The following is a 14,759-nucleotide window of genomic DNA, read 5'->3' as shown; positions in this document are numbered from 1 at the left end:
CCGGGGTCCTCCTGCTCAGCCGAGCTTCTTGGTGAGCAGCTCGAACTCCAGGTCGTCGCGGGTCGGGATGCCGAAGCGCGGCTGCCCGTACGGGAAGGGCGTCGTCTCCCCGGTGCGGGCGTAGCCCCTGCGCTCGTACCAGGCGATCAGCTCCTCGCGCACGGAGATGACCGTCATGTGCATCTCGGAGACGCCCCACTCCTCGTGCGCGAACCGCTCGGCCTCGGCGATGATCCGCTTTCCCAGTCCGGCGCCCTGGAGCGCGGGGCGGACGGCGAACATGCCGAAGTAGGCGTGTGTGCCGCGGTGTTCGAGCTGGCAGCAGGCGATCAGCTCGGCACCGGACTCCACGGCGAGCAGGACCCCGCCGGGCTTGCCGATGACCTCCAGCACGCCCTCGGGGTCGGTGCGCTGCCCCTCCAGGATGTCCGCCTCGGTGGTCCAGCCGGCCCGGCTGGCCTCGCCCCGATAGGCGGATTCGATGAGGCCGACGAGCGCCGGTGCGTCGTCAGGGGTGGCGGGGCGGAAGGTGAGTGCGGCAGTGTCGTCCATGGCGGCCAGGCTAACCGACAGCATTGGGCCGCTTGGGGGGCGCGTTCGTGCTTCACGCACTCCCCAGGGTGACTCCGTGCGCAGGGGTACACGCCCCTGCGCCTGGGCAGGTCTCCCGATGGCGCCGGAGGGCGGCCGCGCCGAATTCGTGCAGGGACGCGAGAAGGCGTGAGAGGGGTGTGCCCCGGTGACCCACGAACCACCGCTGGTGGACTGGCTGCTCGTGGTGCTGAGCCTGGCGACGGCGGTCTCGTGCCTGGTCCGCTCGCGGGACCGGGAGGAGGCGGTGATGGGCGCCGGGATGGCGGTCATGGCCGTGCCGGCCTCGGTGCTGGGCCCGCAGTGGTGGGTGGCGCCGGTCTTCGCCGCCGTGTACGCGGCGGCCGCGCTGCGCGCCATGGTGCCGGGCGGAGCGTGCCAGGGGCACCGGGTGCACCACGTGGTCTGCTCGGCCGCGATGGTCTACATGGCGTCCGCCATGGCCGGATGGGGCGCGCGGGGGCACGGGGACGGGATGCGCATGGGGTCGGGCGTTCCCGCGGCCACGGGTCTTCTCGCGCTCTATTTCGCGGTGTACGTGGTGCGCGCGGGGGTTCGCCTGGTGCTGGTGCCCGCGCCGGCGGGCGGGGCGCTCGGGGCCGGCGCCCCGGCCGGGGCCCCGCTGCGGCTGCGTCACTCCCGTGAGGTGGCCGACGCCTGCCGGGTGTCCATGGCGCTCGGGATGCTGGCGATGCTGTTGCTGATGTGACCTGCTGATGCGACCGCGGAGGGCGACCGCGGCGCGACGATCGGTCGGTAGTGAGTCGTGCGTCACATCGGTGCGGCGCCGTATCACGCCGTCCGGGGCGGCTCCTAGGGTGGGCCCATGACGGTCCCGTTCGTGCTGCTCGTCGTCGGCGCACTTGCGGCGGCAATGGCGCCACGTCTGCTCTCCCGTGCCGACTGGCCGGAGCGCGAGCCCGTTTTGGCCCTGTGGGTCTGGCAGTGCGTGGTCGCCGCGGTGCTGCTGTGCTGCGCGGGAGCGATGGCGCTCACCGCGTCCGCCGCCTGGTCGGCGGTGCGCGGCCACATGTTCGCCTTCGCGCCGCGCGGCGTCGAGGACGCCTACGGTCTGGGCGGCTACGGGCGCTGGGCCGGCTCGGTGGCGGTGGTGCTCGCCCTGGGCGGGATCTGGACGGCGGCGATGCTCACCCGCGAGGTGCGGGCGGCACGGGCCAGGCGGCGCAGCCGCCACGAGGAGCTGCGGGTACGCGCGCCGCGGCTGCCGGGCGAGTCGGTACCGGTGGGCGAGCGGCTGGTCGTCCTGGAGGACAACCGCTCCGACGCCTGGTGGCTGTCGGGCGCCGAGCCCCAGCTCGTCATCACCACGGCGGCGCTGCGCCGCCTCAAGGGGCGCCAGTTGGACGCCGTGCTCGCCCACGAGCAAGGGCACGCACGGGCCCGCCACGACGTCCTGCTGCACTGCGCCGGCGCCCTGGCGGGCGGTTTCCCGCAGGTCCCGGTCTTCGCCGCTTTTCGCGACCAGGTGCATCGCCTCATCGAGCTGGCGGCGGACGACACGGCTTCGCGCCGTTTCGGCCGGCTGACCACGGCGCTGGCCCTGGTGGAACTCAACGAGACCCGCGGTGTCTTCGGCCCCGGCCCCACCCCGCTCGCCGAACTCCCCGGCCGCGTCAACCGCCTGCTCGCCCCGGCGCCGCGGCTCCCGCTCGCCCAGCGGGTACGCCTGACCGCGCTGTCACTGCTCGTCCCGGCCGTCCCCCTGCTCATCACCTTCGGCCCCGGGCTGCACGCGCTGACCTAGCGTTTTGCCAACGCTGCTTCGCACGCGGCCCTCTGAGCGGCCGTCACCCTTCGTGCCGTCACGGCTGCGCAGCGCACCATTCGCGCGGGACTGAACCATTTGCGGCCCTGCGTCGTCTCAGCCAGTGGGGCGCGTACCTGCCGCGCGCCCGGTGACACGTGCCACGGAGGTGCACCATGTCCTGCCCCAACGCCGACTGCCGCCGCGGCGGTTGCTCCACCGAGCCGCAGCAGCCGCGCCCCTCGGGTGAGGGCCGCAAGGCCTGACCCCACACCCGACGGCCCCAATGCCCCGCCCCGAGGGCTCCGACAGCTTGGACGACGCCGCGGGCCCCGCGGGCCCGTACCCACCCGGACGCCCCGGGCAGGCCACCTGACGGCCGGCCGGGGGCGCCTGGGATGCTGGTGGGGTGAACATCTCAGTCATGGGGAAGACGGGGCGGCCCGGGGTCATGTTCGACTTCTCGGGCACGCTGTTCCGCATCGAGTCCGCCCGCGAGTGGCTGGCCGCCGTGCTCGCGCAGGCCGGGATCGACGCGGGCCAGGACGAGATCACCCGGTACGCCGGGGAGTTGGAGCGGGTGGGCGCGCAGCCCGGCGGCACGCAGCCGCGCGAGGCGGACCTGCCCGGCCATCTGGTGGCCGCCTGGGAGCAGCGCGACCTGACCGCCGCCCACCACAGGGCGGCGTACACCGCCCTGTCCCGGCTGGCCGGCCTCCCCTGGGACGTGCACGACGCCCTCTACGCACGGCACATGACGCCCGAGGCCTGGCGCCCCTACCCCGACACCGCCGAGGTGCTCGCCAAGCTGGGCACCCTGGGCGTGCCGGTGGCAGTGGTGAGCAACATCGGCTGGGACCTGCGGCCGATCTTCCGGGCGCACGGGGTGGCCGACCACATCGCGGAGTTCGTGCTGAGCTACGAGCACGAGGTGCAGAAGCCCGATCCGCGGATCTTCCGGCTCGCCCTCGACGCCCTGGGCACAGCGCCCGAGGACACCCTCATGGTGGGCGACAACGCCGGGGCCGACGGTGGCGCCGCGGCGCTGGGCTGCCCGGTGCTGCTGGTGGACCCGCTGCCCGCGGCCGAGCGGCCGGGCGCGCTGCTGCCGGTCCTGGACACCGTGGGCGGCGCGGTATGAGGCGGCCCGTGCGATGCCGCGTCCGGTGGTTGCGGAGAGCGGGGCCGGGTCCCCGGTACGCACGGCCCCGCTGACAGGCGCCCGTCCCCGCGGGCGGCGTCACCGACCCCGGTCCCGACGATCCCCCGCGTCGCCGGGACCGGCGATCGGTCCCCGTATCCCCCGTTTCCCACCGGGCCCAGGGGGTCCGGCAGGTGGCGCTGAGTATATTGGCTCGCAGCCAGTCAACGCAGGAGTAAGCATGTCGCCTCGAAGCGCATCGGTCAATGAAGCGATGCGTCAGCGTTCCCGGGATCGGCTCCTGCAAGCCACCGTCGAACTGCTCGACGAACGCGGCTACGAAGCCACGACGCTGTCCGACATCACCACGCGGGCGGGATCGGCCCGCGGCCTTGTCTCGTACTACTACTCGGGCAAGCGCGCACTGGTGCAGTCGGCGGTGCACCGGCTGATGAACCGCCAGCTGGCCGCCGCTCTGGAGAGCGAGCCGCGCCCGGACGACGGGCAGGAGGTGCTGGCCCGGGCGATCGACGCCGTCCTCGGGCTGACCAGGACGCACACCAAGGTGATGCGCATCCACATGGCCTCGATCCTGCAGGAGGAGGGTTTCATCCAGTGCCCCGAGCAGCAGCGGCTGGCCCAGCTGCTGCGGGAGTCGGTGGAGGCGTGGGGGGCGAAGGACCCCGAGGAGGAGTACCGGCTGCTGCGCGCGCTGCTGATGGGCGCGACGGTCGCATTGTTGCTGCCGGGCGCGCCGATGCCGCTGTCGCGGCTGCGCGCCGAGCTCTTCCAGCGCTACGGCCTGGACTGGGAGTTGGGCTTCCCGCCGCCGCAGATCCCGCCGGCCGCTCCCGCGGAGCCGCTCCGCACGCCCTGACCGGGCCGGTCCGGCCGCCCGGAGTTGTCCGAAATCCGTCTCCCCCGGCGGCGGCCGCAAGTCGCCGGCACCGGTTGGCGAACTCCGATCACACGCCGCTGACCTGCGGCGGAGTCGCCGCGACGACCCGTTGTCAGTGGCGGGGTGCAGACTCTGTGATGTCGGACACATCCACGGAATCGGCGGAGGCGAAGGCGCCATGACGGACGTACTGCTCGCGGTGGGCACACAGAAGGGGCTCTTCCTCGGCCGACGGCGCGGGAGGGACTGGCAGTTCACCGGGCCACACTTCCCCATGCAGGCGGTGTACTCCGTCGGCATCGACACCCGGGGCCCGCGGCCGCGGCTGCTCGTGGGCGCCGACAGCTCGCACTGGGGCCCGTCGGTATTCCACTCCGACGACCTCGGGGAGACCTGGCAGGAGCCGGCCCGCCCCGCGGTGAGGTTCCCCGAGGACACCGGCACTTCCCTGGAGCGGGTGTGGCAATTGCATCCCGCGGGCCCCGCCGCCCCCGGCGTCGTCTACGCGGGCACGCAGCCCGGCGCCCTGTTCCGCTCCGAGGACGGCGGCGAGACCTTCTCATTGGTGCGCAGCCTGTGGGAGCACCCCCAGCGACCGCAGTGGGAGGCCGGCTTCGGCGGTCAGGCGGTGCACACGGTGGTGACGCACCCGGCCGACGCCGAGCAGGTCACCGTGGCGGTGTCCACCGGCGGCGTGTACCGCTCGCAGGACGGCGGGCGGAGCTGGTCCCCCTCGAACCAGGGTGTGCAGGCCACCTTCCTGCCGCCCGGCAGGCGCTTCCCCGAGTTCGGGCAGTGCGTCCACAAGATCGCCCAGGACGCCGCCGATCCCGACCGGCTCTACCTGCAGAACCACGGCGGGGTGTACCGCAGCGACGACGCGGGGGCGCGCTGGAGCGACATCGGCGGCAACCTGCCCGCCGACTTCGGCTTCGCCGTGGCCGCGCACAAGGCCCGCGGCGGCGTCGCCTACGTCTTCCCGCTGTCCGCCGACGCCCACCGGATGCCGCCGGAGTACCGCTGCCGGGTCTTCCGCACCGAGGACGCGGGCGGCTCCTGGACGCCGCTGTCCGACGGCCTGCCGGACGCGCCCTCCTACGGGGTGGTGCTGCGCGACGCCATGTGCACCGACGACGCGGAGCCTGGCGGTGTCTACTTCGGCAACCGCAACGGGGAGGTGTACGCCAGCTCCGACCAGGGCGACAGCTGGCAGCTCGCGGCCGCGCACCTGCCCGATGTGCTCTGCGTGCGGGCGGCCGAGGTGTGAAGGCGGGCCGATCGCGGTTCGGCGCACGGGTGTTGAGCCAGTAGAGTGACGGACCGTGACTGCACGACCGTTGCACGAGATCGTCGAGGCGGGCTGGGCGAAGGCGCTGGAGCCCGTGGCGGACCGCATTGCCGCGATGGGGGACTTCCTGCGCGCCGAGATCGCGGCCGGCCGCACGTACCTGCCCGCGGGGGCCAACGTCCTGCGCGCCTTCCAGCAGCCCTTCGACGAGGTGCGGGTGCTGATCGTGGGCCAGGACCCCTACCCGACACCCGGGCACGCGGTGGGCCTGAGCTTTTCGGTGGCGCCCGAGGTGCGGCCGCTGCCGGGCAGCCTGGAGAACATCTTCCGCGAGATGCACAACGACCTCGGCACGCCCCACCCGTCCAACGGCGACCTGACCCCCTGGACGCGGCAGGGCGTCCTGCTGCTCAACAGGGCGCTGACGACGGCGCCCAGGCGCCCGGCCGCGCACCGCGGCAAGGGCTGGGAAGAGGTCACCGAGCAGGCGATCAGGGCGCTGGCCGCCCGCGGCCGCCCCCTGGTGTCGATCCTGTGGGGCCGCGACGCGCGCAATCTGCGGCCGCTGCTGGGCCCGCTGCCCGCGATCGAGTCGGCGCACCCCTCGCCGATGTCCGCCGACCGCGGCTTCTTCGGCTCGCGCCCCTTCAGCCGCACCAACGAACTCCTGGTCGGTCAGGGCGTTCCGCCCGTCGACTGGCAGCTCCCCTGAGCGGGGCCCCACGGTACTCTGCCCGGGTGACCACGCATTCCAACACCCCGGCCGGCTGGTACGCCGACCCGGCAGGCACTCCGAACCTGCTCAGATACTGGGACGGCACCCAGTGGACCGAGCACACCAACCCGGGCCAGGTGCCGGGTCAGCAGCAGGCGCCCAAGCAGGAGGGCGGTGGCAGTGCCTGGGAGCTGAACGTCAGCCGCCCGGCCGATCCCGCCAAGGTCCAGCACCAGGTGCAGCAGCAGGCCGGAGTGGCCCGCGCCGACTACGGCGGCGGCACTCTGTTCACCGAGCCGATCCTGGTGGTGAACCAGAAGGCGAAGCTCATCGAGCTGGTCAACGAATACACGGTCTACGACCAGCAGGGCCGCACCATCGGCTCGGTGGTGGAGGTGGGCCAGAGCACCGCGAAGAAGGTGCTGCGGTTCGTCTCCAGTGTCGACCAGTTCCTCACCCACAAGCTGGAGGTGCGCGACGCCCAGGGCCAGCCGCACCTGGTGCTGACCCGGCCGGCGAAGTTCATCAAGTCCAAGGTGCTGGTGCACCGGGCGAACGGCGAACCGCTCGGCGAGATCGTCCAGCAGAACGCCTTCGGCAAGATCAAGTTCGGCTTCATGTACAACGGCCAGCAGATCGGCGCCATCAAGGCGGAGAACTGGCGGGCCTGGAACTTCGCGATCGTGGACCACACCGACCGCGAGATCGCCCGCATCACCAAGACCTGGGAGGGCCTGGCCAAGACCCTCTTCACCACGGCGGACAACTACGTGCTGCAGATCCACGAGCAGCTCGCCGACCCGCTGCTGAGCATGGTGGTGGCCTCCGCGCTGACCGTCGACACCGCCCTCAAGCAGGACTCGCGCGGGCTCGGCTGACGGGTGCGCACCTCCTCCTCCGCGACCGGCGCGACGGCGGCAGCGGCCACCGGAGCATGGGTGCTCGGTGTCGACTCCGGCGGCTCGGGGGTACGCGTGGCGCTCGCCCCGGCGGAGCCCGGCGCCGGCCCCGCCGCCCTGGGCCACGGCCCGGGAGCCGCGGCGCCCACGGGAGCCGTCGCGGTCGCCGCATCCGACCGGCCCGCCGTGACCTCGGAGCGCGGCATCGACGCCGAGAGCCTGCTCGGCCTGGTGCTGCCGCTCGCCGCCGACTTGATGCGCGCCGCGGGTGCCGGGACGGTCGCCGCCGTGTGCGTGGGCGCGGCGGGGATGGCCTCGCTCGGCGACGATCTGCGCGCCCGGCTGCCCGGCGCCCTGCGGGAGTCCCTGGGTGCCCGCCGGGTGGCCCTCGCGGGTGACGCGGTGACGGCCTTCGCCGGGGCGCTGGGCCTGCGCCCGGGCGTGGTGGTGGCCGCCGGCACGGGAATGATCGCGCTGGGCACCGACGGGGTTGCGTGGCGCCGCGCCGACGGCTGGGGCCACCTGCTCGGCGACGCCGGCGGCGGCGCCTGGATCGGCCGCGCCGGCCTGGACGCGGCGATGCGCGCCCACGACGGGCGCTCGGGCGGCTCGGCGGCCCTGCTGGCCCGTGCGCAGGCGCGCTTCGGTCCCCTCGCCACATTGCCGGGCCAGCTCTACCCACGGGCGGACCGCGCCGCCGTCCTCGCTTCCTTCGCGCCCGAGGTCGCCCGATGTGCCGCCGATGAGGCCGGCGACAGCGAGGACGGGGTCGCCGGGGCGATCCTGCGGCAGGCCGCCGCGCACATCCTGGAGTCCGCCGCCGCCGTACGGCCCGGCCCGAGTCCCTTCGATCTCGGCCTGACCGGCGGGCTGTTCCGGATGGGCGAACCGCTCCTCGCGCCCTTGCGCGCCCTGGCCGGCCGTGTGCTGCCCGACGCCACGCTCGTGCCCGCAGCGGGCGACCCGCTGTCCGGCGCCGTCCTGATCGCCGGCGCGCTGCACCGCGGCGCCCTGCCGCTCCCGTCCGGGAGCGGTCTGCTGACGGTGTCCGGCGAAGGCGCGCTCCGGTAGCTGCTGAAGGGCCGCTGACCGCCCTGGAAGAGCCTGGGAAGCCCCGGGCAGGACCGGGGACCGTCGGGGCACCCGAACGGCGCCCGGAGGCACCGGCAGCCGCCTTGCGGCCTCTTCACGGCTACGCGCCCCATCCGTCCGCTGACCGGGGGTGATGGCCGAAACCGACAGTTCCGGACAGCTGCGACCTCCTTCGCACCCGGGCGAACATCCGGGTGGCGCAAGGCGTTAGCATGCGACGCCATGAGCAACGCCACAGGGCCCGCCCCCGGACTCCCCGTTCGAATGCCGCGTCCGCGCCAGCCCGGACGCCACCGCCGACCGGAAGCACTGACCGCGCCCGAGGGGGCGCCGGTGCTGGTGCTCGCCGTGCCGGGCAGTCCCACCTCCGCGGCGCTGAGCCTGGCCGAGGAGGTCGTCAGCATCGCCCGCAGCGAGCTGTCGGGCCTCGACCCGCGGGTCGCCTTCGTGGACGGCGACGACGAGGAGTTCGCGTCCCTGCGCGGGGTCCTGGACCAGGTGGCGGCCGACCGACCGGGCGAGGAGACGTCCGCTGTGGTGGTGCCGCTGCTGGCCGGCCCCGAGGCCGCCGTGCTGCGCCGCATCCGGCAGGCCGTGGGCGACAGCAAGGCGCAGGTCGAGCTGACCGACGTGCTCGGCCCGCACCCCCTGCTCGCCGAGGCGCTGCATGTGCGCCTGTCGGAGGCGGGACTTGCGCGCGCCGACCGGGCCCGGCTCTTCACCGTCGCCACCGCGGCCGACGGCATCATCCTGGCCACGGTGGGCGGCGAGGAGGCGGCCCAGGCGGCGGGCGTGACGGGGTTGCTGCTGGCCGCGCGGCTGGCCGTCCCCGTGCTCGCCGCGGCGCTCGACGAGGACGGCGCGATCGCGCAGGCCGCCGAGCAGCTGCGTTCCTCGGGCTCCTCGACGCTGGCCCTGGCGCCCTGCCTCATCGGCCCGGAGGTCGCCCCCCAGCTGCTGCACGAGGCGGCCGCGGAGGCGGGCTGCTCGGGTGCCGACGCCCTGGGCCCCTACCCCGCGGTCGGCAAGCTCGTGGTCACCCGGTACGCGTCCGCTGTGGGCCTGGCGGTCCCGCAGCAGAGCGCGCAGCCCCAGTAGGGCTCCTCTGAGGCGGGGTCCTGGGGAGCGGCGCGGAGAACACCATTGCGGCGGGCGGCCCTTGACGGGGCCGCCCGCCGCAATGGTGTCGGGGGTTGCGTCGGCCCGAGCCGGCCTCGTGCCACAGCTCTCGACGACACGGCCTCGGGCGGGGGGCCTCAGACGAACAGGACGCAGGAGGCCGCCGGGGCGACGATCGAGCCGGCCTGACTCGGGATGCCGGTGGCCGGGTCGACCTGGAACCAGGTGACGTCGCCGGAGTTCTGGTTGGCGGCGTAGAGGCGGGTCCCCGAGGGGTCGAGGGTCAGGTGGCGCGGCCACCTGCCGCCGCAGCCGACGGTCTCGATCAGTTCGAGCCGCTCGCCGGTCTCGTCGACGCGCAGCACGGCGATGCTGTCGTGGCCGCGGTTGGCGGCCCAGGCGTAGCGGCCGTCGCGCGAGACGACCAGTTCCGACGGGTAGTTCTCGCCGGTGAACCCCTCGGGCAGCACCCGCACCTCGTCCAGCGGGCGCAGGCTGCCCTTGTCGGCGTCGAAGCTGCAGACGGTGACGACGGAGTCCAGCTCGTTCATCACGTAGCAGTGGGCGCCGCCGGGGTGGAAGGTGAGATGGCGCGGGCCGATGCCCGAGCGCAGGCCCAGCTCGCGCTCGATCTCCAGTTCGCCGCCGGCCGGGTCGAGTTCGCAGACCCGCACGGAGTCGGTGCCGAGGTCGGCGCTGAGCAGCCACCGCCCGGTCGGGTCGGGCAGCACGGCGTGCGCGTGCGGGCCCTCCTGGCGGTCACGGTTGGGGCCGTCGCCCTCGTGCTCCAGGACGGAGCGCAGGTCGCCGAGCGAGCCGTCGGCGTTGACGGCCAGGACGCTGACGCTGCCGGGCGCGGAGTAGTTGGCGGTCACCAGGTGGCCCTGGTGGAGCGCCAGGTGGGTGGGCTCGCCGCCGTGGACGGGCACGGGCGCGCCCAGGAGGCGGGGGGCCGCCGGGTCGGCGAGGGAGAAGGCGGCGGCCGCTCCCTGGGGCGCGGTCTCACTGACCGTGTAGAGGGTGCGCCCGTCCGCCGACGCGGTGAGGAAGGAGGGGTTCGGCACGTCGGCGATGTGCCCGAGCGCGCTCAGCGCCCCCGTGTCAGGGTCGACGCCGGCCGCGGTGAGCCCGCGCCCACCCGCCGACGTGAACGACCCGATGTATGCGTGTCCGGCCACTTGCCGTACCTCTTCCGCCTGACGTCTGTACGGCGGCTGAGAGTAGTACCTGCGGGGCGCGCGCGTCGCCCCCGGGTCACCCTGGGGACGGCGCGTCGTGGCGATGCCGCCGCCGGGCGGACAGCCGTCAGAAGCCCGCGAGTGTCTGCACCGTGTAGGCGCAGTCGGTGTAGTAGTTGCCCGACCGGAGCTTCTCGGAGTCGGCGCTGGAGGTCGCCGTGGAGCCGCCGGTGGGCTTGTGCAGCAGGTAGATGGTCCCCGGTGGCAGGTGGACCGTCTTCTTCGGGTAGTGCTTGCCGCTGTCCTTGCAGGCGCTCGCCGTGGCCAGCGACTCGCTGCTGTACTCCGAGCACTTCCCGCACGCCGGAAGGGTGAAGCTGCCGGTGACCGTGCCGGTGTAGAGGATCTCCACCGAGTCGGGGCTGTCGTTGCTCACCGTCAGCGACAGGCTGCCGCCGGAGGCCAGGGTGGGCAGGTGCTTGCCGGCGGCCGCGTCGGACTGGGCGACCTCGGCCGCGATGACGATCTTCTTGGCGAGCGCGCGGTTCTTGGCGTGCGGGTACGTGCCGACGAAGCCGTTCATCGTGTCGACGGCGGTGCCGAAGTCGCCGGCCTTGTACTGGTGGACGCCGCAGGCGTAGGTGCCCGACTCCAGGTAGCCGTCGGCCCGGTCGCCGTCCTTGCCGAGAGCGGTGGCCGTGTCGCCGTCCGCCTTGCCGGCGAGGCGGTCGGCGTAGGAGCCCAGGCCCCGCACCGAGTCGTTCGCCGCGCAGGGGTCGCTGCCCTTGATGCCCTTGGCCGCCTTGGTGATCGAGGAGCTGACGGCCGGTTCGACCTTGGCGGCCTGCGGGGAGTTCGGGAACGTGGTGAGCAGTTCGCCGAGGTCGCTCTCGTCCCCGCCGGTGGCGGTGGCCCCGTTGCCGTCCAGGTCCTTCACGCCGCACTCGTACAGGGAGGTGGCGAGCTTGTCGTCGGGCGAGGCGGCCAGTCGGGTGTCCAGGCCCTTGCCGAAGCGCGCGGGTACGTTGCGCAGGTACGTCAGCGGTGTGACCGCGTCGCAGTACTGCCGCTGGTCGTAGGGGGTGGCGATCGCCTCGTAGTACGCCTTCATGCGGTCGGGTACGAGCTTGGCCGCCTTGGAGCCCGGGTGGTGGTCCTTGAGGTCCCGGTAGGCCGACAGCGCCTCCTTGTACTCCGGCTCGCCGCCGGCGAAGGACTTGGCCTTGGCGGTCGCCACCAGGGTGTCGGCCTTGGCGAGGCGGTCCAGGAGCATCTTCTGCGTGGCGTCGTCGCGGGCCCCGTCGTAGAGGGCGACACCGCCGGCCGGCACCGCGAGCAGCACCAGGCCGAGCACGGCGGCCACGGGCGCGAGCGGGAGCAGCGACAGGCGCGTGCGCAGGCCGCGGAAGGCACCGTGGAGGGCGGCGAGCACCAGGAAGACGAGGTAGGCGACGACGACCCCGGTGGACACGCCGTCAGGGTCCGCGGGCAGGGCGACGACGAGCAGGACGGCGGTGGCCACCCAGCACACCCCCATCGCGAACCAGCGCCGCACGAGGGCGTAGCCGATGCCGAGGCCGCTGAGGTTGAGCAGGCCGACGGCGACCGCGCGCAGCGGGTCGGCGGGCAGCTTGGGCGGTACCGAGGGCGGCGGCGGTACGGGTCCGCCGTAACCCCCGCCGCCGTAACCGCCGTAGTTGCCGTAGCCGCCCTGGCTGCCGGGTGGCCCGTAGGCCCCCGCCCCGCCTCCATGGCCACCGGGCGCGCCGTATCCCCCTGGTCCCCCGGAGCCCCCGCCGTACCCTCCCGAACTCCCGGCCGCGCCCTGCGCATCCCAAGACACCGCGAAGCCCCCCTCTTTCCGTGCGTAGACCAAACGATCGGTGGATGACGGGTCGTCGGGCAGCCCGACCGCCCCCTGGCGCACGCGGGCCGCGCGCGGCGGGCGGAGCTTGGTGCCGCCCCGCCGCAACGTGCCCGTAAAGGGGAAGATTGCGCCCGCGCCCGCCCGGTTCCCGTCGGGGTGAACTATTTCACGGCGCGGCCGGGCGGGGTCCTGGTGGCGGCCGCCGCGCGGTGGCTCGAAATGATCGTCGGGAGCGCGGGCCGTCGGTACGGTGAATATGCCAACTACACTGCCGCGAAAGGGAGCACCGCCCCATGCCCGTCGACGCGCTGGACGCGCGTATCCTGCGGCTGCTCCTGGAGCAGCCGCGCACCAGCGTACGGGAGTACGCCCGCATCCTGGGTGTCGCCCGCGGCACCCTCCAGGCGCGGCTGGACCGGCTCGAACGCGAGGGCGTGATCGCCGCGGCCGGCCCGCGTGTGTTCCCTGCGGCGCTCGGGCACCCCGTACTCGCCTTCGTGCGCATCGAGGTGACGCAGGGCCGGCTCGACCACGTCGGCGAGGCGCTGGCCGAGGTGCCCGAGGTGGTGGAGGCGTTCTCCATCACCGGCGGCGGCGACCTGCTCGCCCGGGTGGTGGCCCGCGACAACGCGCACCTGGAGGACGTGATCCAGCGGCTGATCGGTGTTCCCGGAGTGCTGCGGACGCGGTCCGAGATCGCCCTGCGCGAGCGGGTGCCGGAGCGGATGCTGCCGCTGGTGAAATCCCTGGCCGCAGAGGTGCCCGGCCAGCGCGGCCCCACCGACCAGCCCGTGGTTCGCTAGGTCCGCGACGTGATGGGGCGCCGCCCGGGCGCCCCATCCGGGGGTGCCGGTCCTCTGGCGGACGCGCGTAGAAGCGCGCATCATGGCGGTGTTCCACCTGCACTGCCGACCCATTCGTCGCACCCGGCACAGCTGGGGCTCCTCAGGTACGGCGAGTCAGATTGTCATGCTCATGTAATTCCCGTGTGACACCAGGACTCCCGCCGACCCCGGCGCCTCCCTCACGGCTCGCCGCAGACCCCCATACTGCGGCGCGCCCGTGCCGATCGATTTGTCATGCACAGGTCACCAGCCTGTGCCAGTGAAGGGATTCGACATGGCTTGCGGATCGACCAGCCTCTGGGCAGGAGAGACCACCTGGTTCTGCTGCGGCAGCTCCTGGGGCCCGTGCGGGAGCGCCGGCACCGGCGCCTGCGGCACCTGCCAGTCCAGCGCCCACCAGGCCGCCTGGCCCAACACCTCGCAGGCGTGCTTCGACATCACCCGGCCCGACCTGTGCGGGGAGAGCATCGCGCGGCGCGCATGCGGCTCGGTGATGAACGTCAAGCACCAGTGCTCGGGGGCCACGGTGTGCGTCACCGTCTCCGACTGCGGGCCCCGCACTCAGAGCTTCTGCGGCGAGGCCACCTGCTGCAACGGCGCCTGCCGCACCAACCGCGTGATCGACCTGACCCCCGCGGCCTTCTCGGCCATCGGGAACCTCAGCTCCGGCAAGCTGCCGGTCTACATCTACGAGTGAACCGACCGGCAGGAGGAGCACCGACATGACCGACCGTCACGACCCCGCCCGCCGCGGCTTCGACCGCCGGCGCTTCCTGACCACCGCCGCCCTCGGCGGCGCCACCATCGTGGGCGCCTCGGCCCTCGGCGGCCTGGACGCCGACGCCGCATTCGCCGCGCCCATACCCTCCCTCGACCCGGCGATCGCCAAGTCCGCCTTCGCGGAGGGCAGGATCACCGCGATCAAGGGCAGCGTGCTGGAGGTCGCCGGCTCCTACGGCGACCGGCACCTGATCCAGCTGACCAACGCCACCAGCATCTGGAAGCTGCGCACCACCACGGCGGACGCGATCAGGACCGGCGACGGCCTGTACGCCAGGGGCGTCGACATGCCCGACGGGACCATCGCGGCCGACGCGGTGTGGGTCAACATCGTCAACCTGTTCTGCACGGTCCGCGGCATCGCCAAGGACCGGCTGCACCTGACGCACGGCAGCGCAGACCACGAGGTGGTCGGGCGGATCGTGCCGGAGACCACCACCGCCTCCTACCTGGGCGGCGCCCTGACGCCCGACCTGTCCCGGGTGAGGATCGGGCAGTCGGCCCAGGTGCTGGGCGCCTGGCGGCCGGAGGACGACACCGTGGACATCGCCCGCGTCACGGTCGGCCACTGAGGAGGCGCG

Annotated in this window: 15 protein-coding genes; 12 read left to right on the top strand and 3 right to left on the bottom strand. The window is 73.7% G+C overall.

All coding sequences use genetic code 11. The features are described from left to right. Window positions 1–15: 15 nt before the first annotated feature. Window positions 16–552 carry a GNAT family N-acetyltransferase gene (locus BLR33_RS19475; RefSeq protein ID WP_093785907.1) on the bottom strand — a complete coding sequence of 179 codons (537 nt, stop codon included), beginning with the start codon at window positions 550–552 and terminating at the stop codon, window positions 16–18. Window positions 553–739: 187 nt separating this feature from the next. On the opposite strand from BLR33_RS19475, the gene BLR33_RS19470 reads away from it, so the two are divergent. The 9 genes from BLR33_RS19470 (at window position 740) to BLR33_RS19430 (ending at window position 9,487) form a co-directional block, all read left to right on the top strand. After that, window positions 740–1,300 carry a DUF5134 domain-containing protein gene (locus tag BLR33_RS19470; protein ID WP_093785794.1) on the top strand — a complete coding sequence of 187 codons (561 nt, stop codon included), beginning with the start codon at window positions 740–742 and terminating at the stop codon, window positions 1,298–1,300. A gap of 117 nt (window positions 1,301–1,417) precedes the next feature. Next, window positions 1,418–2,356, top strand: coding sequence for a M56 family metallopeptidase (locus BLR33_RS19465; protein ID WP_093785793.1), 939 nt, complete (start codon window positions 1,418–1,420; stop codon window positions 2,354–2,356). Between the two features lie 424 nt (window positions 2,357–2,780). Then, window positions 2,781–3,497 carry an HAD family hydrolase gene (locus BLR33_RS19460; RefSeq protein WP_218136676.1) on the top strand — a complete coding sequence of 239 codons (717 nt, stop codon included), beginning with the start codon at window positions 2,781–2,783 and terminating at the stop codon, window positions 3,495–3,497. A 241-nt stretch (window positions 3,498–3,738) separates the two neighbouring features. After that, window positions 3,739–4,374 (top strand): TetR/AcrR family transcriptional regulator, encoded by a 636-nt coding sequence (locus BLR33_RS19455; RefSeq protein ID WP_176930327.1) that lies wholly within the window; start codon window positions 3,739–3,741, stop codon window positions 4,372–4,374. Between the two features lie 199 nt (window positions 4,375–4,573). Continuing rightward, the gene (locus BLR33_RS19450; protein WP_093785790.1) at window positions 4,574–5,662 is read left to right on the top strand and encodes a WD40/YVTN/BNR-like repeat-containing protein; all 1,089 of its coding nucleotides are present in this window, start codon (window positions 4,574–4,576) and stop codon (window positions 5,660–5,662) included. Between the two features lie 55 nt (window positions 5,663–5,717). Beyond that, window positions 5,718–6,395: a uracil-DNA glycosylase gene (locus tag BLR33_RS19445; protein ID WP_093785789.1), complete on the top strand. Its 678-nt coding sequence runs from the start codon at window positions 5,718–5,720 to the stop codon at window positions 6,393–6,395. 26 nt (window positions 6,396–6,421) lie between these two features. Next, a complete protein-coding gene (locus BLR33_RS19440; RefSeq protein ID WP_093785788.1) occupies window positions 6,422–7,276 on the top strand; it encodes a phospholipid scramblase-related protein in 855 nt (284 codons plus the stop codon). Window positions 7,277–7,336: 60 nt separating this feature from the next. Further along, window positions 7,337–8,368 carry an N-acetylglucosamine kinase gene (locus BLR33_RS19435; RefSeq protein WP_322987171.1) on the top strand — a complete coding sequence of 344 codons (1,032 nt, stop codon included), beginning with the start codon at window positions 7,337–7,339 and terminating at the stop codon, window positions 8,366–8,368. Between the two features lie 243 nt (window positions 8,369–8,611). Next, window positions 8,612–9,487 (top strand): sirohydrochlorin chelatase, encoded by an 876-nt coding sequence (locus tag BLR33_RS19430; RefSeq protein WP_093785786.1) that lies wholly within the window; start codon window positions 8,612–8,614, stop codon window positions 9,485–9,487. A 158-nt stretch (window positions 9,488–9,645) separates the two neighbouring features. On the opposite strand, the gene BLR33_RS19425 is transcribed toward BLR33_RS19430, so the two are convergent. After that, the gene (locus BLR33_RS19425; RefSeq protein WP_093785785.1) at window positions 9,646–10,686 is read right to left on the bottom strand and encodes a lactonase family protein; all 1,041 of its coding nucleotides are present in this window, start codon (window positions 10,684–10,686) and stop codon (window positions 9,646–9,648) included. 127 nt (window positions 10,687–10,813) lie between these two features. Beyond that, entirely contained in the window at window positions 10,814–12,529 is a 1,716-nt protein-coding gene (locus BLR33_RS19420; protein WP_245771514.1) for a hypothetical protein, read from the bottom strand. Between the two features lie 317 nt (window positions 12,530–12,846). Here BLR33_RS19420 and BLR33_RS19415 point away from each other — a divergent pair, with 317 nt between their 5' ends. From BLR33_RS19415 to BLR33_RS19405, 3 genes are all read left to right on the top strand, one after another. Further along, window positions 12,847–13,356, top strand: coding sequence for an Lrp/AsnC family transcriptional regulator (locus tag BLR33_RS19415; protein ID WP_093785784.1), 510 nt, complete (start codon window positions 12,847–12,849; stop codon window positions 13,354–13,356). A gap of 316 nt (window positions 13,357–13,672) precedes the next feature. Continuing rightward, complete coding sequence (locus tag BLR33_RS19410) at window positions 13,673–14,095, top strand: RlpA-like double-psi beta-barrel domain-containing protein (RefSeq protein WP_093785783.1); 423 nt, start codon at window positions 13,673–13,675, stop codon at window positions 14,093–14,095. A 25-nt stretch (window positions 14,096–14,120) separates the two neighbouring features. Continuing rightward, the gene (locus BLR33_RS19405; protein ID WP_093785782.1) at window positions 14,121–14,750 is read left to right on the top strand and encodes a cell wall protein; all 630 of its coding nucleotides are present in this window, start codon (window positions 14,121–14,123) and stop codon (window positions 14,748–14,750) included. The last annotated feature ends 9 nt before the right edge of the window (window positions 14,751–14,759 follow it).

The sequence above is a fragment of the Actinacidiphila guanduensis genome, assembly GCF_900103985.1.
GTDB classification, from domain to species: domain Bacteria; phylum Actinomycetota; class Actinomycetes; order Streptomycetales; family Streptomycetaceae; genus Actinacidiphila; species Actinacidiphila guanduensis.
The sequence above is the reverse complement of the archived record's forward strand: the minus strand, read 5'-3'. Positions and strand labels throughout refer to the sequence as shown.